21 protein-coding genes and 1 pseudogene are annotated in these 19,435 nt (G+C 69.6%); 10 read left to right on the top strand and 12 right to left on the bottom strand.

Translation table 11 applies throughout. The features are described from left to right. The first annotated feature begins 98 nt into the window (after positions 1–98). Positions 99–1,421, top strand: coding sequence for a tyrosine-type recombinase/integrase (locus tag ACV7NM_RS31570; protein WP_463413514.1), 1,323 nt, complete (start codon positions 99–101; stop codon positions 1,419–1,421). A gap of 322 nt (positions 1,422–1,743) precedes the next feature. Beyond that, entirely contained in the window at positions 1,744–2,283 is a 540-nt protein-coding gene (locus tag ACV7NM_RS31565) for a hypothetical protein (RefSeq protein WP_463413513.1), read from the top strand. Between the two features lie 114 nt (positions 2,284–2,397). Here ACV7NM_RS31565 and ACV7NM_RS31560 read toward each other — a convergent pair whose 3' ends face one another. Further along, positions 2,398–2,673 (bottom strand): hypothetical protein, encoded by a 276-nt coding sequence (locus ACV7NM_RS31560; protein WP_463413512.1) that lies wholly within the window; start codon positions 2,671–2,673, stop codon positions 2,398–2,400. Positions 2,674–2,756: 83 nt separating this feature from the next. Next, a complete protein-coding gene (locus ACV7NM_RS31555; RefSeq protein WP_463413511.1) occupies positions 2,757–3,878 on the bottom strand; it encodes an IS630 family transposase in 1,122 nt (373 codons plus the stop codon). Positions 3,879–3,935: 57 nt separating this feature from the next. On the opposite strand from ACV7NM_RS31555, the gene ACV7NM_RS31550 reads away from it, so the two are divergent. Then, on the top strand, positions 3,936–4,241 hold the full coding sequence (locus ACV7NM_RS31550; RefSeq protein ID WP_463413510.1) for a hypothetical protein: 306 nt from the start codon (positions 3,936–3,938) through the stop codon (positions 4,239–4,241). 48 nt (positions 4,242–4,289) lie between these two features. Here ACV7NM_RS31550 and ACV7NM_RS31545 read toward each other — a convergent pair whose 3' ends face one another. Beyond that, positions 4,290–5,387, bottom strand: a complete 1,098-nt coding sequence (locus ACV7NM_RS31545) for a MerR family transcriptional regulator (protein WP_463414134.1) — start codon at positions 5,385–5,387, stop codon at positions 4,290–4,292. 435 nt (positions 5,388–5,822) lie between these two features. Between ACV7NM_RS31545 and ACV7NM_RS31540 the strand changes: the two genes are divergently transcribed. After that, positions 5,823–6,308: a DUF4265 domain-containing protein gene (locus ACV7NM_RS31540; protein ID WP_463413509.1), complete on the top strand. Its 486-nt coding sequence runs from the start codon at positions 5,823–5,825 to the stop codon at positions 6,306–6,308. 239 nt (positions 6,309–6,547) lie between these two features. Next, complete coding sequence (locus ACV7NM_RS31535) at positions 6,548–7,165, top strand: hypothetical protein (RefSeq protein ID WP_463413508.1); 618 nt, start codon at positions 6,548–6,550, stop codon at positions 7,163–7,165. 159 nt (positions 7,166–7,324) lie between these two features. Here the strand turns inward: ACV7NM_RS31535 and ACV7NM_RS31530 are convergent, their stop codons facing one another. The 4 genes from ACV7NM_RS31530 to ACV7NM_RS31515 all read right to left on the bottom strand — a co-directional run bounded on the left by ACV7NM_RS31530 (position 7,325) and on the right by ACV7NM_RS31515 (position 10,275). Continuing rightward, positions 7,325–7,618: a DUF1330 domain-containing protein gene (locus ACV7NM_RS31530; protein WP_463413506.1), complete on the bottom strand. Its 294-nt coding sequence runs from the start codon at positions 7,616–7,618 to the stop codon at positions 7,325–7,327. Positions 7,619–7,651: 33 nt separating this feature from the next. After that, on the bottom strand, positions 7,652–9,085 hold the full coding sequence (locus ACV7NM_RS31525) for an MFS transporter (RefSeq protein ID WP_463413505.1): 1,434 nt from the start codon (positions 9,083–9,085) through the stop codon (positions 7,652–7,654). Continuing rightward, entirely contained in the window at positions 9,082–9,444 is a 363-nt protein-coding gene (locus ACV7NM_RS31520; RefSeq protein WP_463414133.1) for a MarR family winged helix-turn-helix transcriptional regulator, read from the bottom strand. Before ACV7NM_RS31520 ends, ACV7NM_RS31525 begins: the two co-directional genes overlap by 4 nt. Positions 9,445–9,924: 480 nt before the next feature. Further along, the gene (locus ACV7NM_RS31515) at positions 9,925–10,275 is read right to left on the bottom strand and encodes a winged helix-turn-helix transcriptional regulator (RefSeq protein ID WP_463413503.1); all 351 of its coding nucleotides are present in this window, start codon (positions 10,273–10,275) and stop codon (positions 9,925–9,927) included. A gap of 68 nt (positions 10,276–10,343) precedes the next feature. On the opposite strand from ACV7NM_RS31515, the gene ACV7NM_RS31510 reads away from it, so the two are divergent. Both ACV7NM_RS31510 and ACV7NM_RS31505 read left to right on the top strand, forming a co-directional pair. Continuing rightward, positions 10,344–10,946 carry a carboxymuconolactone decarboxylase family protein gene (locus ACV7NM_RS31510; protein WP_463413502.1) on the top strand — a complete coding sequence of 201 codons (603 nt, stop codon included), beginning with the start codon at positions 10,344–10,346 and terminating at the stop codon, positions 10,944–10,946. Further along, on the top strand, positions 10,939–11,250 hold the full coding sequence (locus tag ACV7NM_RS31505; RefSeq protein ID WP_463413501.1) for an EthD family reductase: 312 nt from the start codon (positions 10,939–10,941) through the stop codon (positions 11,248–11,250). The genes ACV7NM_RS31510 and ACV7NM_RS31505 overlap by 8 nt, the downstream gene beginning before the upstream one ends. A gap of 456 nt (positions 11,251–11,706) precedes the next feature. On the opposite strand, the gene ACV7NM_RS31500 is transcribed toward ACV7NM_RS31505, so the two are convergent. Both ACV7NM_RS31500 and ACV7NM_RS31495 read right to left on the bottom strand, forming a co-directional pair. Beyond that, positions 11,707–12,276 (bottom strand): hypothetical protein, encoded by a 570-nt coding sequence (locus tag ACV7NM_RS31500; protein WP_463413500.1) that lies wholly within the window; start codon positions 12,274–12,276, stop codon positions 11,707–11,709. A gap of 92 nt (positions 12,277–12,368) precedes the next feature. Continuing rightward, positions 12,369–12,752: pseudogene (locus ACV7NM_RS31495) on the bottom strand (transposase); the annotation flags it as partial. 601 nt (positions 12,753–13,353) lie between these two features. Here ACV7NM_RS31495 and ACV7NM_RS31490 point away from each other — a divergent pair. Both ACV7NM_RS31490 and ACV7NM_RS31485 read left to right on the top strand, forming a co-directional pair. Further along, the gene (locus tag ACV7NM_RS31490; RefSeq protein ID WP_463413499.1) at positions 13,354–15,543 is read left to right on the top strand and encodes a SpoIIE family protein phosphatase; all 2,190 of its coding nucleotides are present in this window, start codon (positions 13,354–13,356) and stop codon (positions 15,541–15,543) included. A 339-nt stretch (positions 15,544–15,882) separates the two neighbouring features. Beyond that, complete coding sequence (locus tag ACV7NM_RS31485) at positions 15,883–16,176, top strand: YciI family protein (protein WP_463413498.1); 294 nt, start codon at positions 15,883–15,885, stop codon at positions 16,174–16,176. Between the two features lie 49 nt (positions 16,177–16,225). Here the strand turns inward: ACV7NM_RS31485 and ACV7NM_RS31480 are convergent, their stop codons facing one another. From ACV7NM_RS31480 to ACV7NM_RS31470, 3 genes are all read right to left on the bottom strand, one after another. After that, on the bottom strand, positions 16,226–16,495 hold the full coding sequence (locus ACV7NM_RS31480) for a hypothetical protein (RefSeq protein ID WP_463413497.1): 270 nt from the start codon (positions 16,493–16,495) through the stop codon (positions 16,226–16,228). A gap of 151 nt (positions 16,496–16,646) precedes the next feature. Continuing rightward, complete coding sequence (locus ACV7NM_RS31475; RefSeq protein ID WP_463413496.1) at positions 16,647–16,832, bottom strand: hypothetical protein; 186 nt, start codon at positions 16,830–16,832, stop codon at positions 16,647–16,649. Positions 16,833–16,910: 78 nt separating this feature from the next. Beyond that, the gene (locus tag ACV7NM_RS31470) at positions 16,911–17,981 is read right to left on the bottom strand and encodes an alkene reductase (RefSeq protein WP_463413495.1); all 1,071 of its coding nucleotides are present in this window, start codon (positions 17,979–17,981) and stop codon (positions 16,911–16,913) included. Between the two features lie 215 nt (positions 17,982–18,196). On the opposite strand from ACV7NM_RS31470, the gene ACV7NM_RS31465 reads away from it, so the two are divergent. Further along, a complete protein-coding gene (locus ACV7NM_RS31465) occupies positions 18,197–18,796 on the top strand; it encodes a MarR family winged helix-turn-helix transcriptional regulator (protein WP_463413494.1) in 600 nt (199 codons plus the stop codon). Positions 18,797–19,435 lie beyond the last annotated feature (639 nt).

Raw genomic sequence — 19,435 nt, 5'->3', positions numbered from 1 at the left:
CCTTCGGCTGCGAGCCTTGGGTGTCTTCCCTGAGGACGCCCCGGCCACGGATCCGGGCGTTCGGGCTTGCTGCCGGCCGGCTGAGCATCGAAGAACTCGTGGATCGCTATCCGATCCGGTGCCGCCCAGTCCGCGACCTGATCGTGGACTACCTGCGCGAACGGCAGCCGTCCTTGGATTACACCAGCCTGGACGCGCTGTCGCGGACGCTGGCCGGGCTGTTCTGGACCCGGATCGAAGCGCTCTCGCCGGGCATCGACTCCCTGCGGCTGCCACCGGCGCTGGCCCGGGCCTGGAAGACATACATCGCCACCAAGAGACGCACCACGATCGGACCGGACGGCACCGCCGTCGAGGTCGCCAGCCCCAGGCTGAACGCCAAGGACGAGCTCATCCGGGTCCGCGCCTTCTATCTGGACATCGCCCACTGGGCTGCGGAAGAGCCGGCCCGCTGGGCGCCGTGGGTGGTGCCCTGCCCGATCGGCGATGAGGAGATCAGCAAGGCCAAGGACCGCAAACACCGCAAGGCCCGGATGGACCAGCGCACCCGCGAACGACTGCCCGTCCTGCCATTGCTGGCCGACACCGTCGACCGCAGGCGACGCGCCGCAGCCGAACTACTGGCTGCCGCTGAGTACACCCGGCCCGGGGACCTGATCCCCGACACCGTCGGAACCTTGCGCAGAGCCGTCGCGCCCAAGGCCGCCGGGCACCTTACCTGGGCCGAGGAGACCTCGACCGGGCGGCGCCGGAACCTCACCCACGAGGAGAACGAAGCCTTCTGGGCCTTCGCCGCGATCGAGGTCCTGCGCCTGACCGGCATCCGCAACGAGGAACTCCTGGAGCTGACCCACCACAGCATCACCGAATACCGGCTCCCCAGCACCGGCGAAGTCGTACCCCTGCTCCAGGTCGCCCCGTCCAAAACCGACAGCGAACGGCTCCTACTCGTCAGCCCGGAACTGGCGGACATCCTCTCCACCATGGTCCGCCGTCTGCGAGGAGGCAGCCGCGCGATCCCACTGGTCACCTCCTACGACGTCCACGAGCGCGTCTGGAACCCGCCGATGCCGCTACTGTTCCAGCGCGATATCGGCACCGAACACCGCGCTTTCACCCCGACCGCGCTCCGCAAGCTCCTGATCAACGCGCTGGCCGCCACGGGCCTGACCGATACCGCCGGCGAACCGCTCGTCTTCTCCCCGCACGACTTCCGCAGGATCTTCGTGACCGACGCCATCATGAACGGCCTGCCACCGCACATCGCCCAGGTGATCTGCGGGCATAAGAGTCTCGATACGACGATGGGCTACAAGGCGATCTACCCGGCCGAGACCATCGAGGCCCATCGCGCCTTCATCGCCCGCCGCAGGGCCACCCGACCCAGCGACGAGTATCGGACACCGACCGAGGAGGAGTGAGACGCCTTCCTCGCACACTTCGAGAAGCGCAAGGTCTCCATCGGCACCTGCGCTCGTGCCTTTTCAAGCCCTTGTGTCCATGAACACGCTTGCGTTCGTTGCTCGCTCCTCCGGCCGGACCCGGCCCAGCGCGGCCGGTTGGAGGAGATTCGCGACAATCTCATCGCCCGAATTGACGAGGCCGGGCGCGAGCGCTGACTCGGCGAGGTCGAAGGACTGAAAGTCAGCCTTGCCGGCGCCGAGGATAAGCTCGCCCAGATCGACAGGCGGTCCCAGAAGGCCGCGATCAGCCTCGGCATGCCTACGACCAGGAGGGGGGACCTTGAGTAGCGACACATATCGAGAAGAACCAGGCCGCGATTTGAGCACGTGGACAGTCGACCAGCTGCAGACGTTCATCCATGACGCCCGCGGCCAGCAACTTGAGACAGCACGCGTCGCCGCGCAGGGACAGGCCTACAACTCCAGCCACTCCCAGGAAGCCCGTCGCCAGTGGGCGAAGCTGTCGCTGCTCGCGAACCGGCGCATGCTCGACAACGCCGAGGAGCCCTCTGCGCGGTTGGCTCCGCAGGACTTCATGCTCCGGATGTGGGTGATCGACCGGCTAGGCCCTGACGACACCGACCCCGACTGGAGTCCAGAAGCGCTGGCGTCCGACACGCTCGAGGCGCTGACCCTCACGCTCACACAGGCCGCTGGTCTCGCCGAGGGCTGGCGCGACCTTCCCATCGAGCAGATCCGCGAGCTGCGGTGGCACAAGAACCTGACTGCCCATCTGGACAACCTGGTCGGTCACCTGAAACCTGGCCCGGTCCGTGAGCGAATCGTCGCCTGGACCGCGACCCGACAGCACCTGCCTTGACCTCAACTGACTTGCTTCAAAGCGGAGTTAAGAGAAGACGAGTTCAACCAGTCCACAGGAATGGTCGAAACAACGAAGACGGCATCGTGATCGAAGCTAAACGGCAGCCGGAGATCAAAACGGAACCGACAGGCCAGCGTCGCGCAGCCGGGCAAGAGCGACGGACATGCACTGCTGGACAGTCCTCCCGTCAGCTCGCATCCCATGCGCCAACGGGCCGCCGCTGGCGGCGAACGTCCACGCTGGCGCGTTGTCAGCCAGCCTCTCGGCGTCCATCCTGATCATGGCGTTCACACCCTGCTCGCCCAGCCACTCCAGGATCAGGAGAGTCACGTCCTCGACGCCGCGTTCTTCATCGATCTTCGGCCAATGGCCTCGGTTCCCAGTCATCACCCCGACTCTATCGAGGCCCTGGAGGGGATCGAGGGGCCGCAACTAGTGCTGTGACCGGGAAGGTTCACCGGGTTGAGCGGTCAGGCCGCGATGGGTAGTGGTCTGCCGCCCCAGCGGATGCCTTTCTCGCTGCGGATACGGGCGCGTTCGCGTCGTTGTGCTGCGAGGACGTCGGGGTGGCGGGCGTTCTTGTTGCGCCAGCGCAGGTATGCGTGCAGGGCTCGGGTCTGGACGGTGTGGTTGGGATGGTTCGAGTTGGCCAGGGTGAACTGCCGTAGCGGTCCGAAGTGGGCCTCGATGGGGTTGGCCCAGGAGGCGTAGGGCGGGGTGAAGCACAACTCGACCTTGTTCCGGGCCGCCCACCTGCGGATTCTCCAGTTCAAGTGGGCGGAGAGGTTGTCCAGGATCACGTAGATCGGGGCGCCGTCCGGGCGGGCCGCCCGGATCGTTCTCAAGGCGGCCCAGGTGTGGTCTATGCCCTTGCGGCGCCGGTTGATCCCCCACATCTGATCGTCGCCGATGGAGTAGCAGCCGTGGAAGTAGGTGATGCCGTGGGTGCGCCGGTAGGTGGCCGGCAGACGGTCCGGGCTTGTCTTCTCGGCCCAACAGGAGCCGGCGGTGGGGCGGATTCCCAAGGGTCCGAACTCGTCGAACGCGAAGGTGCGGTCGGGTCGCTGGTTGATCGCGTACTCGATCCGGTCGAGTTTGGCGTCGAAGTTGGGGTCCGGGGACTCTTTCCAGGTCTTCGTGCGCTGGAAGGAGATCCCGCGGCGGGCGAGTAAGCACCGCAGGGCCTCCCGGCCGATGAGGACGGGGCGTGCACGGTTGCGTCGCAGGTGATCGGCGAGCTTGCGGATCGACCAGCGGGTGAAGGGCTTGCCCAGCACGGTCGGGCGGGTGGTGGCCGTCTGGACGACGAAGTCCTCGTCGTCACGATCGAGAAGGCGGGGACGGCCTCCCGCCCAGCGAGGGTTCAGGCATGCGAGCCCGATCTCGTTGAACTTGTGGATCACATCGCGGACGGTGTCCTCGTCCGCCTGGACCAGGCGGGCTATGACCGGGACCGTGCTGCCACCAGCCGAGGCCAGTAACATCATCGCCCGCCGAAACCGCACCGAACTCGTACTGCCCCGCCGGACGATGTGCTGGAGTTTCTGCCCCTCCTGCTCGGTCAGCCCGCGAACCCGGACCGGTTGCGTCATCCCGCCTCCCCACACTGGTTGGAGAAGTCATTTCCAACCAGCGTGGGGAGTAACCCGGTGAACCTTCCCGGTCACAGCACTAGCAAGTTCAGAGAAGCTTGCGTCAGATGCTCACTTCTACGGCCGGACCCGGCACAGCGACAGCGACTGGAGGAGATCCACGACAACCTGATCGCCCGTATCGCCGAAGCCCAACGCGAAGGCTGGCTCGGCGAGATCGAAGGTCTGCGTATCAGCCTCGCCGGCGCGAAGGACAAGCCTGCGCGGATCGTCCAGCGGAGCTCGCGGGCGATCGACCTGGGCATGCCGAGTTGCGCCGCCGGTCCCGTCCACAGCGCCATGCCCGCTCAGCGCCGCACATGACCGGCGGGCCGTCCAGGAGCCGCCATGGCGCTGACGCTGCGACGCGGTTCAAGCTATGAGCAGGCGGAGGCCGAGATCTGCCGCGTCGAGGCCGGCGAGGTCGCTGTTGCGCTCGGCCCACCGGCCGGAGTCGAGGTCGTCGCTGAGGCTTCGCACCGCCCGCTGCTCGGCCTCCGGCCCGACCCTCGTCCACACCGACATCGCACGGCGCACGTGATCCTCCAGATACGCCCCTGGTCGGCGCCAGTACGCCTCGAACAGGCCGTCAGCGCAGTCCCACGGGATGGGCACAGACTCAGCGCGGGCGCCGATCGCGTCGGCCATCCCGGCAAGCGAGGGAAATTCTGCGAGGACGGCGGCGAACTCGGGCAGGTAGTCGCGGGTGAGCCAGAACCGGTCCTGCCATCCGGGCTCGTCGGTGTCGAACGTGAGCACCACCACGCGGCGGGCCACGCGCCGCATCTCGCGCAGCCCCGCTATCGGGTCCCCCCAGTGGTGAACGGTGGAGACGGCCATCGCGACGTCGAAGGACCGGTCCTCGAACGGCAGGCTCTCCGCGGCGGCGGCCACGCATGGCGCCGAGCCGGCAGGCCGCTGCCCCCGCATGACCGCCGATGGCTCCACCGCGGTCACGTCGCGATCAGCAGGCTCGTAGGAGCCGGTGCCGGCCCCGACGTTCAGCACCGTCTGCGCGTCCCCGAGCGCGTCCCAGATCTGCGCGGCTATCCGCGGCTCGGTACGCCGTGTCGCGGTGTAAGCGCCGCCGATCGCGTCGTACAGCCGTGCACCGAGCATTCCCAGTTGCTCCTCTGGTGTCACCTTCAGTCCCTTCGCCCGTGCCTTAAGTTCCCTGTCGATGGCCGCCACCATGGCGTCAGCGCGATCACGCCGCGCCAGCAGCAGGCCGCGCAGTCGGCGCAGGTGCGCGACCGCGTCCGTGGACGGGTCACCGACCAGTTCCGCAACCTCCCGCAGCCCGAAGCCCAACCGCCGATAGGCCAGCACCTCACGCAGCCGCTCCACGTCGCCCGCCGAATAAGCCCGGTACCCGGCCGCGGTCCGCGCCGACGGCCGAACGAGCCTGATCTCGTCATAGTGATGCAGCGTGCGGACGCTCACGCCGGCCAGCTCGGCCACGCGTCCCACGGTCCAGTGATCCTCCACGGCACCGACTATGCAGCCTGACGCCACGTGAGGGTCAAGCGCCTCACCCACGGCAGCAAGAGCCGAACACGAAGCAGCGGTCCGAGGCGACTCCTGCAAACCAGAGCAACCGCTAGTTCAGAGAAGCCGGCATCCGATGCCCGATGCCGAGCATCAACCCGAAGATGCTGCCCTATCTCGACGAGCTGGAGGAAGACCTCCTCGGCCGCCGCGAACGCGCCGTCGCGGAGGGCTGGCGGGGTGAGATCGACGAACCCGACCTCACCCTCACCTTCCTGAGGAGCAAGCGCGAGCAGGTCCGACGCATCGAGCGGACCGGACCAGTCCCACTCGGGCTGCCCGCACCCCGCCGACAGCAGGAGCGATCGGTCACGGCATCCTGGCAGGCCAACAGAGCTGGTCCTGGGGGGAGCCGTCATGAAGTTCATCGTCCACGAGCACCCGGTCGGACGCGCCGCGACCAACTACATCGCGCGGGCCGACTTGGCCCCCTTCGGGCTGGAGGGGCAGGCCGAACAGCTCTGGCTCATACCGCGCAACGACGGGAGCTACGAGGTCTCCTGCATTCCGTTCTCGACCTACGGGATCGCTCTGGGCGACACCGTGCTCCTCAACGACGACTACGTCAGCGAGGTGGTCGGGGCATGTCGGCATCGGACGCTGCGACTCCTGTTCACTCCTGATCTGCCCGCCGGCGACCTGCAACAGGCTACTGACGAGATCAAGGCCGAGATCAGCGCGGCCGGGCTGCCGAGTGGGTGGAACGGCAAACACTTCGTCGCCGTCGATGTCCCGCCCGACGTTGAGCCCTCCGGACTGTTCGCTGTCATGGAGGCGGTGGTCAACGCCGGCCATGCCTTTTGGGAATGGGTCGACGCGATGCCGTTCACAAGCCGCTCTTGATGCCTCACTTCGAGCATGCCCCTCGCATAGGCACCCTGACCGCTACTGGCTCCAACCGAAGCACACCAGGGACACAGCCGGACATGTTGGCGCATGACCGGCACAAGCCGATGCACGCTTACTTTTCTGGGTGTGGCCGAAGCGGCGGCTGCCGTGCTCCTCGCAGCGATGGCCGTGCTGCCGGCGGTGACCGGACCCGGCAGGGAAGATGGCTGTGGGTCTGCCTACAGCGCTACGTCATGACCGCCGCTCTCGGCTGGGTGGCCGCGGCCCTGGTTATGCCCGTTCTGGGTGACGATCCCTTCTGGGCATCGTTCGGCGCGGGGCTGGGAGCGGGGCTGATCGTGATGCCGCTCCTGACGGTCGTGACCATGTTCGTACTCGTCCTGCTGGCCGGTCGGCGGCTCGAGCCGCCGACCGGCGGTCCCTCGCGGATCCGGGGCGGCCGGCTGATCGTGCTGCCCTTGATCCTGCTGCTGCCCGTGGCCCTGTTCGTGCCACTGCAGTACCTGATCGTGCTCGGCGCGCAGCTCGTGTACCTGGTGTGGGTGCTGCCCTGCCAGGACGCCCGCGACACAGCGGACGTGCTGCGCTCGCTCGCCGACCCGGCCGTCCCCGCGGAGCAGCGGGCCCGGATGGCACGGGCGTTCGCGGGACTGCAGGGCAGGCCGGTCGTCGAAGCCCTCGTGCAGACCTCGGCCGACGCGGAGCCGGAGGTCGCCGAAGCGAGTCTGGAGACCCTGGCCACCATCTGGCGGCGCGACGGAGTCGTCGGCGAGGACCTGCTGCTGAAGCTCGACCCGCAGGCCCAGGACCGCGTCCGGGCCCTCGGCGTCAGGGTCCGGAGCCCTTGGTGAGAACGGCGGCGATCGGCCGCGCGTCGGGACGAGTTGGGATACCGGTAACCGGTGCGCTCCCGCTATGAGTGACCATCCGGCGCCGAGAGAGTGGGCCGACCTCGACGGTCCTCAAGATTCCGGACAGAGCCCTTCAGGGAAAATCCGACTGGACCTCGGTCAGTCGATGCCCTCGACGATGCGGAAGTCGCGCTCGACGCCGTCGGAGAGGGCGACCAGCGCCTCCTGGTAGGCCGCACTCTCGCGTGCCGCGACGGCCTGCTCGAAGCTGTCGAACTCGATCAGGATGGTGCGCTCGGCGATTCCGGCGTCATGCGCCACGACCCGACCGTCACGGGCGAGGACCCGACCGCCCCCGGCCTTGACGGCCGGACCGGCCAGCTTGTTGTAGGCAGCCAGCTTCTCAGGGTCTGAAATGGTGCGGTAGACGCTGACCCAGTAGCCCTTGGGCATGGAACCTCCAGTGTTGGGATGAGTGCATCTGACTTACGGGTTGGTCTCGGACGAGCGTCGGCGGGCGAGAGCGAGGCTTGTCAGCGTCGTGATCGCCATGGCGCCGATGCCGACCAGCGCCGTGGTGGTGTAGGCGCTGTCGTCGGGGAAGAGGTGGCCGGGGCCGGTGCCCGCGGCGAGGATCAGGCCGCCGATGGCGCTGCCCAGGGAGTACCCGACGCTGCGGACGACGTAGTTGAAGCTCATGGCGCTCGACGTCTCGCTCTTGGGGGTGACGGCCAGGATGACGCCGGGCATCGCGGCCGTGAAACCTCCGACGCCGAAGCCGAGCAGGCCCATCGCCGCGAACAGTTCGGCCAGGTCAGAGCGGGCCGCGGCGAACAGTGCGAACCCGCCGCCGACCACGACGGCGCTGCCGGCCAGGAGCAGGGGGTCGGCGATCCGCGTCCGGACCCGCGGCGTGAGCTTGCCGGCGACGAACCCCAGCACCGAGAACGGGATGAGGACCAGCCCGGCGACGAAGGTCGTCAATCCGAAGCCATAGCCGGCGCCGCGCGGCGTCTGCGCGTACCGGGTGATGAGCGTGAGCAGGAGGTACATGCCGATCCCACCGACGAACATGGCGAGGTTCGCCCCGGCGACCGCCGGGTGCCGCACCGCCCGCACATCGACCAGGGGCGTCGTGCCGCGCAGCTCGATGACGGCCCAGACGCAGAGCAGCACTACCGCGACGACGGCGAGGCCCGCCGCCACGGCGAGGTGCCGGCTCCACAGATTCCGTTCGCCGGCGAGGAACAGCACCAGGAGCAGCGCAGCGGCCAGGACGACCGCGCCTGCCACGTCCACGTGGGCGGAGCGGCCTTCGGGGGCTTCGGGCATGGAGCGCCACGCGGTCAGGAGGGCGGCGGCGGTGACGACCAGGCCGAGTCCGTAGGCGGCCCGTACCCCGCCGAGCTCGGCGAGCAGTGCTGCCAGCGGGTAGCCGACGCCGGCCCCGATGATCGAGACCACCGAGATCAGGGCGATCACGGCCGCGCCGCGCTCCTCGGGGAGGTGGTCGCGGGCCACGCCCATCATCAGCGCCGTCAGTCCGAGCCCGACGCCCTGGGCCGCCCTGCCGGCCAGCAGCCACTCGAACGGCAGCGGCAGCACGGTGAGCGCGCTGCCGGCGACGACGACCGCCAGCGTGGCGAGGATCGTGGCCCGCCGGTGCGGGCCGGCTCCGAGCCGGCCCAGGACCGGTGTGGCGACGGCGCCGCTGAGCAGCGCGACGGTCAGCGTCCACTGCGCGTTGCCGAGCGAGACGTGGAACGAGGTCGCCACGCTGGTGATGAGCGGCGTCCCGAGGCTGGCGACCGCCGCCACGACCAGAGCGATGAACACCAGGGCGGGGACCAGCAGCCGCGCCTCGGAACGCGCCACCGGGAACGCCTTCACCGCGACCCCGCCGACCGGCTGCCCGGTCACTGCTTCGGCCCTTCGCGGTCCTGGCTTTCCAGCTCCGCCAGATGCTTCAGCGCCGGAAGGGCCGCCACCAGCGCCTCGACCTCGTCGCGGGTGAGCTCGCCGATCAGCCCCTCGAACGCGTGGACGCCCGCCTGACGCCGCGTCCGGACATAGGAGGCTCCGGCGTCGGTCAGGCACACCAGCGTGACCCGCTTGTCGGACGCGTCGCCCCGCCGCTCGACCAGGCCGGACTCCTCCATCACCCGAACCAGTGCGGTCATCGCGGGCTGGGTGACGCCCTCGACCGCGGCCAGATCGGTGATGCGCCGCGGGCCGGTCCGGTCCAGGGTGGCCAGGGTGGCGGCGGACGTCAGGCTCATGTCCCGGGGCAGGCGTCTCGCGGCCCTGGTGGCCAGGCCGTAGAGGGCTGCCCCGATGGCGGCGGACGCGCCAGGAGCGGTGTCTTGACGACGACTCATGCTCGAAGCATAGCATTTTTATATTCACAGTTTATGCAAATGGGGAGGCCCGAGATGAGGTGGTCCGGCTCATCGGAACCCTACCGACCCACGTTGAGAAGGGCGTTGCCCTGATGGCTTTGGCTACACGATCTCGGAGGCTGCACAGCTCGTCGACATCAGCGCAAAGGCCTTCGAGTCAGGGTGATCTGAACAATAGGAGGCGGCGGTCTTGTCATACCGGGTCGCGAGGCCGCAGACCCCCCTACCGCCGGCGCGACACCCCAGCTCTGGTGACCGTCATCGTCTGCGTCCTCGGCGCGGTCATCGAGCCGCCCCCCCTGGAAATGGCACCCCTCACGCTTTCGATGCCGCGGTCGCACCAGCCGCGCCGTGGCCGTGTCAACCCTCGGCCGTGGCGGTGTCGGTCTCGCTTGCCCATCGTCGGCTCCAGGCGTCCAACGGACTCAGCGCCTCGACAAGGTCCTGACCGAGTGGCGTGAGGTGGTAGCCGTCGCTGTGCAGGGTGAGCAGGCGGGCGCCGGTCAGTTCGTCGAGGCGGGTGCTGAGCACACTGGAGGACATGCGCTCGCATCGGCGCTGCAGTTCGCGGAAGCCTGCCGGTGCCTGACTCAGTTCCCACAGGATGCGCATCGTCCAGCGTCGCCCGAGCAGATCGAGCGCGGCCATGACCGGACGGCCCGACTCGGATCCCCGTACCGGCACACCCGGCCGTGGCGCTCTGGCTTCCATTCCCAACTCCTTGCGCTTCGCTTCTCGAAGCATGATACTGATTCGAAAATCGAAGCAAGGGGTATCGCATGCCGCGCATCGAACCGCTCACCCCGCCGTACTCGGCCCCTGTCGCCCAGGCACTCCGCCGGTGGATGCCCCCCGACGTGCCGCACGAGCCGCTCGCACTGTTCCGCGTCCTGCACCGCAACCCGGAACTGGCCTCGCGCATGTTCGCCTTGGGCGCCGGGCTCCTGGGACACGGCAGCCTCCCCGCCGTCGACCGAGAGCTCGTCATAGCCCGCGTCACCGCGCGCACCGGCTGTGCCTACGAGTGGGGCGTACACGCCGCAAGCCTCGCCCGGCAGGCCGGGCTCGGGCCCGAACAGCTTCAGGCGACGACCGACGCCGATCCCGCGGCGAACGTCTCATGGCCGCCCCACCACGCGGCACTGCTCGGCGCGGTCGACGAACTGCACGACACAGCGCAGCTCTCTCAGGGTGCCTGGGACGCCCTGCGCGTGCATTACGAAGACGGCCAGCTGCTCGAACTCCTCGTTCTGGCCGGCTGGTACCGCACCATCAGCTACCTGGCCAACGGGCTCCAGCTGGACGAGGAACCCTGGGGCGCCCGCTTCCCGGCCCCGGGGACCCTTATGGTCTCGTCTCTGGACGGAGGTCGCCATGCATAAGTTGGTGGTCCTGTACTCCAAGCCCGCCGACCCTGACCACTGCCGCGACTACTACGCGACCAACCATCTTCCCCTGGTCATGAATCTGCCCGGCCTGCTTGCGTGGCGCTACGGCTTCGCCCTGGCGGCGACCAAGGGAGAAGCCCCGTATTGCGCGGTCTTCGAAGCCGACTTCGCTGACGCCGCCGCCATGGCCGCGACGCGGGCGTCGCCGCAAGGCCGGCGGGTGGGCGCCCATGTCGCCAACTACGCCACCGACGGTGCGGCCATCATCAACCATCCGATGCAGGACGGCACCGGCTGAGGCACGCCGGGACGCTCCGGAACGCTTTCGGTCGGCCGTTGTGGCCAGGTCCGGCTATCGGCGGACACCGTTCGCGATTGCCGGTTCATCGAGCGTCAAAGGTGGGCCGGTGTCCTGACCGGATGTCAGGGTGGTTGTTGCGTGCGTGCGGCGCGACGGCCGGGGCGGTAGCCCCACGGCCGTCACCGACGACGACCAGGCGGCGACGGACGCGGACCGGCGTGCGGCCGCTGCTGCGGCCGGCACCTCGCACGCGGCGTTCCTCACATGTCCCTCAGTCAGCCGCGTCCGTCTGACCTGGTCGTATCCGCCGAGATCTGGATGAGCAGACCGATCGCACACCCGCGACCGACAGCCACACGATCCGCTTCCCACCAGCTCCAGCGCGGCACCGCCGACCGGATCCGCAACCGCCGAGCCGATGAGAAGTGGCCTTCTCTGAACTAGGCCGGTTCCTCAGATCCAGGCCAGATGCGGGCGGCTCGCCTGGCGAAGCTTCAGCGCAGTTCCGCTGAATTTCGCGGCTTCACAACTTCGTAGCACGTTCGAGTGAATGTCCGGCTTGGTTCGACACGCCCCACCTTGATCATGATCGACTGCGCGCCTGCGCGAGACTCCCGCAAACGAAACCTGGTCCACCGGTGGTTCATCACCCGAGCCGACGCGCGTTCTTGTCATGCCGCTGTTCCGTTGGGGAGGGTGCTCGGTGGTTGGGTGGTCGTTCAACGCCGGGGCTGGACATCGTTGAAGGGCGGTGCCTGGGATGGTGGGCCGGGACGCCTCGATGGTGGTCCGTGTGCCGGTGCGGCGCGTGAGGAGAAGAGCGAGGAGGGCTGTCGAGGCCGGCACCGCCTTGTTGGCCACCGCCGCCACCACGGCATTCGCCCAGCCACAAGAGGGCACCGACCGGCCCTCCACAAGCGGCATCGCCTGGAACGTCTGCGCCGACACCGACTTCAAAGACATGCAGTGCCGGGTGACGAGCGTGCCGGTGGACTGGTTCCGCCCCGACGCGGGCAGACTCACGCTCGCCATGGTCCGCGGACCCTCGACTACGAGGCCCACCGCCAGGGCACCTCGCTGCTCAACGACGGCGCCGACGGCTGCTTGATCGAACAACTGCGGAGCGATGCACGCCGGGCGTCCGTCCATGCGGCGGGCAGGTAGAGGCGGGGTCGATAAACGTGCGGCCGCGGCCACCGGCATAGACGAGGAAGACACCGGCCTGGCAATTCTCCGTGCGGCTTGCCGATCCCGAAGATCGGCGCTGGACCCCGGCCGATCGGATGCCCTTCTTCAGGAATGCGGTGTCGTCCACGATCAGCACCGCCTCCTGGTCACCGAGGGGTCACCGAGGGGTCACCGAGATGCTCCATGACGTAGTCGCGGACGTCGTCGAGGACTTCACCAGTGTCCCGGTCGCACCGGTTCAGCAGCCGGTGCATCCGGTCGGGAGCCGCATGCCCTGCTTCCTCGGCGAGCGTCCAGCCGTTCTTCCGCTCGGGGAACCGGGCAGGGTGAGGGGTGGAGATGACGACAATCGGCAGGCTGCCGCCTTCTCGCACCGAGCGCAGCCGCGACCGTTTCCATGGGCACCTGTCTTGGACGGGGCTCGCCTTTGGGAACGGCGGGTTGTGGCCCTACCCATCGAACGGGCCGTCGAAGGCTCGCCTGAGCCGTGGACGGTCCCTTCCCACAGGTTGAGCTTGAGCGCGGGCCACCCGCCGACCCGCCAGTCGAACGCTTGGCGGAGTCGCTTCTCACCGTTCCGGTGGAGCCACCGGACTCCGTCGCAGACAGATACCCGTTCGGCGAGGAGGCAGCGGCCGCGACCTGGCCGGCTTCGCCGGTGATGTGCCGCAGGCCGGCCAAGGCCTTCAGGACAACCAGCGGCTCCTGTCCGGACAGGCCGGTCAGCCGGCCGACGGGTACGGTCAGCAGCTTCGTCAGGGGTTCAGGGAGTCGGGCGACTCCGTCACAGACGCCTCACGCCTCCGTTCGGTTGACGACCTGGCTCCCGAATCCCGCTCGGCCCCCACGCGGGGGCTCGCCGGAGTGGGCCGGTGCCGAAGTACGGGCGGGGTTTGGGGCGACCATGGACTGGTGCGAAACGTTCCAGGGCGTGACCAGGGGGCCGAGCCGCCCGAGCCCGCCGAGGGCGTCGAGGGACCCGCTCAGCGGGCCCTCGGCGAGACCCTGATCGGGGTCTGTGCGGCCGCGGGGGCGTCCATCGCCATGCTCTACCTGCCCGACCCCACCGGGCGCGTCCTGCATCTGGCGATGACCCTCGGCCTGGCCCGTGAGCTGGCACTGCCCTGGTCCCGGGTCGTCGTGGACGATTCCATCCCGGTGGCCGACGCCGTTCGCGACGGGCGGTTCGTCTGGCTGGGCGGCCAGGAGGAGACGGCCCGGCGCTACCCGCGCCTCGGCCTCGTCCTGCCGTACGACTTCGCCCTCGCCGCCGCCCCGCTCGTCCCCGAACCGCTGTCCGCGGCGGAGCCCACCGGAGCCGGTCTCGTACTCCTGTGGCCCGGCTCCCACGCCACCTATCTGACCGACCCCGAACGCGAAGCCGTGGACTCGGCCTGCGGCCGTCTCGCGAACCACCTGCGCCGGGCCGCCGACGCCGGAAACCCCGTCCGAGCGCCGGCGCACCCGGTCATGCTGCGACCTCTGCCCCCTCCCACGCCCGGACCGGCCGAGGCGGCCGCCGCCATGGCCTTCATCCAGCGGCTGCCCGGAGGCAACTGCGCACTCGACCTGAACGGCACGATCACCTTCATCACCGCCGAGGCGGCGCAGATGCTGGGCGAACCTGTCTCCCGGCTCCGCGGAGCCCTGCCCTGGGAAGCACTGCCCTGGATGGACACCCCGGCCATCGAGGACCACTACCGGGCCGCAGTGATCAGCCGGACGCCGCGCGGCTTCACCGCCGCTCCCCCGACCGGCCGCTCCCTGCGCTTCGACCTCTACCCGGACGACACCGGGATCAGCGTCCGCATCACCCCGGTCACCGCCGACGAGTCCGTCCCGACGGTCGAGCCGACGGCCCTTCCGGCGGAGCCCTCGCCCAGCCGGGCCACCGCCCTCTACCAACTCATGCACCTGGCGGCCGCACTCACGGAGGCCGTCCACGCCCGCGACGTCGTCGACCAGGCCGCGGACATGCTCGTCCCCGCGCTCGGCGCACAGGCCCTGGCCCTTTTGGTGGCCGAGGAGCAACGTCTGCGCATCGTCGGCTTCCGTGGCTACACAGCCGAGCTCATGGCCCGCTACGACGGCATCCCGCTCGGCGTCCACACGGCCAGCACCCATGGCCTGCGCACGGGCCGGCCGCTGTTCTTCGCGAACACCGAGGAGCTCGCGGCCGCCTTCCCGGCCGTCGTGATCGGGGACGGCATGGCGGCGTGGACCTTCCTGCCCCTGATCGCGTCCGGCCGGCCCATCGGCACCCTCATCCTGGCCTACGCGCGTCCCCATACGTTCGTCCCCGGTGAACGGGCGATCCTGACCTCCCTCGCCGGACTCATCGCGCAGGCTCTGGACCGCGCCCGCCTCTACGACTCCACGCAGCAACTCGCCCACAGCCTGCAGACCGGCCTGCTGCCGCGCGCCCTGCCCGTCATCCCGCACCTCGAAGTGGCCGCCCGCTACCTGCCGGCGGCGCACGGGCTCGACATCGGTGGCGACTTCTACGACCTCATCCGGATCGACGACACCACCGTCGCCGCCGCCATCGGCGACGTCCAGGGCCACAACGTAACTGCCGCCGCCCTCATGGGCCAGGTCCGCACAGCCGTCCACGCGGGCGCCGGCGCACCCCCGGAAGAGGTCCTCGCCCGTACCAACCGCCTCCTGACCGACCTCGAACCCGGGCTGTTCACCAGCTGCGTGTACGCCCACATCGACCTCGCCGGCCACACCGTCCGCCTGGCCTCCGCCGGCCATCCGCCCCCGCTGCTGCGCCACGCCGGCGGCCCGGCGAAGATGCTGAACCTGCCGCCCGGGCTGCTCCTCGGCATCGACCCGGACGCCTCGTACACGGCCGTCGAGATCCCGTTCGAGCCGGGAACCCTGCTCACGCTGTACACCGACGGGCTGGTCGAGGTTCCCGGCGAGGATCTGGAGAACGGCATCGCGGCCGTCGCCGCCCGCATCACCGCGACCCACGAACGCCACCCGGCGCACATGCTGGCGGACGACCTCATCGGCCTAGCCTCCGGCGGAGCTGCCCGCACCGATGACATCGCCCTGCTCCTGCTGCGCTTCGCCCAGGAGGAACGACACGCGTGACGGGACCCGTCGGGCCTGAAGGCGTCACCAAGGGTGAGGAGAGCGGAACGGCGGAGCCAGAAGTCCCGCGTCGACGGCCCAGCGGTCGAGGACGGTTCCGGCCGCTTCCTCGTTCCGGAGGACGATCGCGCCGGCCGCGTGGACCGCAAGGTAACGCCGCCTTCCGGCGTGCTCTGGAGGAACGGGGCCTGCTACCCGGCATCCGCGCCGACGAGACCGACCTGCGGCGACTGGACTGCTCATTCGACCCCGCCGTGTCGAAGGTGCGCCGGCCCTGGACGTCACGGCCGAGGCGGCCCGCTGTCTGGTCGCGGACACCGGCTACGGTGCTGTCCGGGCATGTTCGTTGTCACAGTGACCTACACGGCACCGCCGGAAGAAGAGGACCCATGGAGGCCGGCCCACGGCGACTGGCTGAACCAGCTCATATCCCAAAGATTGCTTCTGGTTGCCGGGCGCCAGGCGCCTCTGGTCGGTGGTGTCTACCTCGCCCCTCGGATGCCCGCCGAAGAACTTGACCGCCTCCTCACCACCGATCCGTACGTCCTCAACGGCATCGCCACGCACAGCGTTGTGGAGTTCACCCCGCTGCTGGTCGCGGCCGGTTTGGAGGACCTCACGACCCAGGAGTGAGCAAATTCCTGGGGTTACGAACCGACCCGGATGAAGCGCGCGGCTGCGGTCACGCTACGCCGGCACTCGCCGGGCGCCGCGCGCTCCGCCGTCCGTAGCGGACAGCGGTGGCGTCGAGCGCGGTGACACGCTCGATGTCCTTCTTGCCGACTGTGCCGATGACGGTGATGCCGCCGGCGACCGCCGGCTGCATGGCGATGAAGCCGACACTGCCGGTGGCGCCGTGGACGAGCAACGTCCGGCCCGTCCGCACACCCAGCTGGCCAAGGACCCTGTGCGCGGTCCGGCCGACCGTGACAGTGACGCGGCTGTCTCCCATGACAACCCCTCGGGCTTGGCCACCGGCCGTTCCATCAGGGCGTACTCGGCATAGCTGCCGCCGATGGTGGCGCCGAGGACCTCCTCCCCCACCGCCGCCTCGGCTCCCTGGCCGATGGCGTCGATGACACCGGCCGCGTCCAGGCCCGGGGTCACGGGAAAGCGGGCGGGGGGATCTCGGCCATCAGGCCCAAGCGGATCTTCATGTCGAGCGGGTTCACGGAGGTGGCCTTGACCTTGATCCGGACCTGCCCCGGGCCAGGCTCAGGACGGGCGACCTCGGTCGGCCGCAGCACTTGGGGCGGCCCGTACTCGGAGAAAGTGATCGCAGTGGACATCAAAGACTCCCAGGTGGGGGTGGGCGCGGGAAGTAGGTCCTCTGGCTCACTGTGCGGCCACGCCGGCGGGCTCGCCGCTCAGGCGCCCAGGGCGGGGTAATCGGTGTAGCCGCGGTGGTCGCCGCCGTAGAAGGTGGTCACATCCGGTGTGTTGAACGGGCCGCCGGCGGCCAGGCGGGCCGGCAGGTCGGGGTTGGCCAGGAACAGCGCCCCGTAGGCGATCATGTCCGCCGTTCCGTCCTCGACCAGAGCCAGCGCATCGGTGCCGGTGACCTCCGGGTGGGTGAACGGGTTGAGGACGAACGTCCCCGGCCAGGCCGTGCGCAGTCGCGTGGTCAGGTCGCGGTCCGGGCCTTCCGTGAGGTGCAGGTAGGCCAGGTCCAGCTCGGCGAGCCGCTCCAGCAGCGCCTCGTACACCTCGGTCGGCTGGTCCTCGACGATGTCGTTGTACGGGTTACCGGGCGAGAGCCGCAGGCCGACCCGGTCGCTGCCGATCGCCTCGGCCACGGCCTTGGTGACCTCGACGGCGAAGCGGATCCGACCCTCGGTATCGCCGCCCCAGCGGTCGGTGCGCAGGTTGGTGTTGGGTGCGAGGAACTGGTGGATCAGGTAGCCGTTGGCGCCGTGGATCTCCACCCCGTCGAAGCCGGCCCGGATGGCGTTGCGGGCCGCGTCGGCGAAGTCGGTGACTGTCTGCCGGATGTCCGCCTCGCTCAGCTCCGCCGGTGTGACGAAGTTCTTCGGCCCCTCGTGGGTGAACACCTGCCCCTTGGCGGCCACCGGCGACGGCGCGACCGGCACCAGATTTTCGGGGAGCAGGCTCGGATGGCCGATACGGCCGGTGTGCATCAGTTGCGCGAAGATCACCCCGCCCTCGTGGTGCACCGCGTCGGTCACCGCCCGCCACGCCGTCACCTGCCCTGCCGTGTGCAGGCCTGGGGTGTCGGGGTAGCCCTGGCCGACCGGCGAGGGCTGGATGCCCTCGGTGACGATCAGCCCCGCGCCGGCGCGCTGCGCGTAGTAGGTGGCCGTCAGCGCGGTCGGCGCGGCGCCGGGGCCGTACGCGCGACTGCGGGTCATCGGTGCCATCGCGATGCGGCTGGCCAGGGGCTTGCCGCCCAGGACGATCGGATCGAAAGCAGTGGTCATGATCTCTTCCCTCGTGAGGAGTGCCGGAGGCCCCGACGCATCCAACGTACACATTGCCTGTCCGAACAGGTAAATGGGGGCGAAGCATTCCACGGGCGCCAGGTGACGCACATCACGCCATCCGGCCAGGGGATTGCGCATGGGACGCAAATGAGGCTCTTGGGAATCCGTCGGCGCGGTAGCGTTAACTGATCGATCAGGGAAGCGAGGGAGAGATGAAACAGTCCACGCGGACACCCGGCAACGGTGCCGTCGCAGCCGGGCAGGAGGCCAGCGTTCCCGTGCCCGCCGCGGCCGGCGGCGGACCCATCAGTCACGCGATCTTCCGCCTCGCTCGCCTTCACCGCATGTACGCCGGACAGCTCCTGCGCCGCATCGGCCTGCACCCCGGTCAGGAGCTGGTCATGATGCACCTCTGGGAACTCGGCGCGCAGCGACAGACCGACCTGGTACGACTGCTGGACTCCGACGCCGCCACCATGACCCGCACCGTCCGACGCCTGGAACAAGCCGGCTTCGTCCGCCGCCGCCCCTCACCCACCGACAAGCGCGCCTCCCTCATCGAGCCCACCGCCGCCAGCCACGCCCTGCGCCGCAAGGTCGAGGACGCCTGGAGTCAACTCGAAGACCTCGTGGCCGCGGGCCTGAGCACCGACCAGCGCACCGAAGCCCTGCACACCCTGGAACGCCTGGAACACAACCTCGCCCAGACCGCGACCGATCCCGCATGCGCCGACACGCCTCAGCCTCAGGCACCGGCCCCGCCCACGCACCCATACCGGCGCGGGCGGCCCACTACCTGGCCCGGACCATGACAGCCCACGGGCCGGGCTGCCGCCCCAAGCAAAGCGTGCCGCTGAAGCCCCCACGAGGGGGACATCAGTGAGGCGATCGTCGACCCCGTCGGAGTCTCGATCTTGTCGTAGGCGAGGAGCCAGGCCACCACGTGGCGGCGGTCGAACCGCAGGTGCACGTCCGCGCCGGCCATCGGCTCGGGGAAGTCGGGTGCCGACGACGTCAGCACGCCACTCCGCCGGGAACACCCGGTCCTGCCCCGGGCGATCGGGTCACAGATCCAGCCGCGCAACACACCGGGCTTGCCGTAAAGCGGATGCGCACGACGGTCGGGGGGCGCCGCCCGATGCACAGGGCGGCCGCCGGGTCCGCTGTGGAGGCGCCGCCTCGGCCGCGCCCTCGGCCGGCTGATCTTCCGGAGCTCCTGCGGCGGGCCGGCTTGGACCCCGACGAGATCCGCCTGGACGACGCGCGTCTGATCGAGTGGCGCGGCGTCGGCCCCGACCCTGTCGGACGTACGTGGACGTGCGCCCGGGATGCAGCCGAACTCCCGTACGGGGGCGCCGCGCCGGACCGCGAAGTGCCGCTCAGGCGCGGATGGTGGCGTGGCATGCCCACTGCGCCCACACCTCGCCGTACGCCGGGCAGGCCCCAGAATC

It is taken from the genome of Streptomyces sp. Tek67B01 (assembly GCF_055231995.1).
This window is presented reverse-complemented; position numbering and strand designations above follow the sequence as displayed.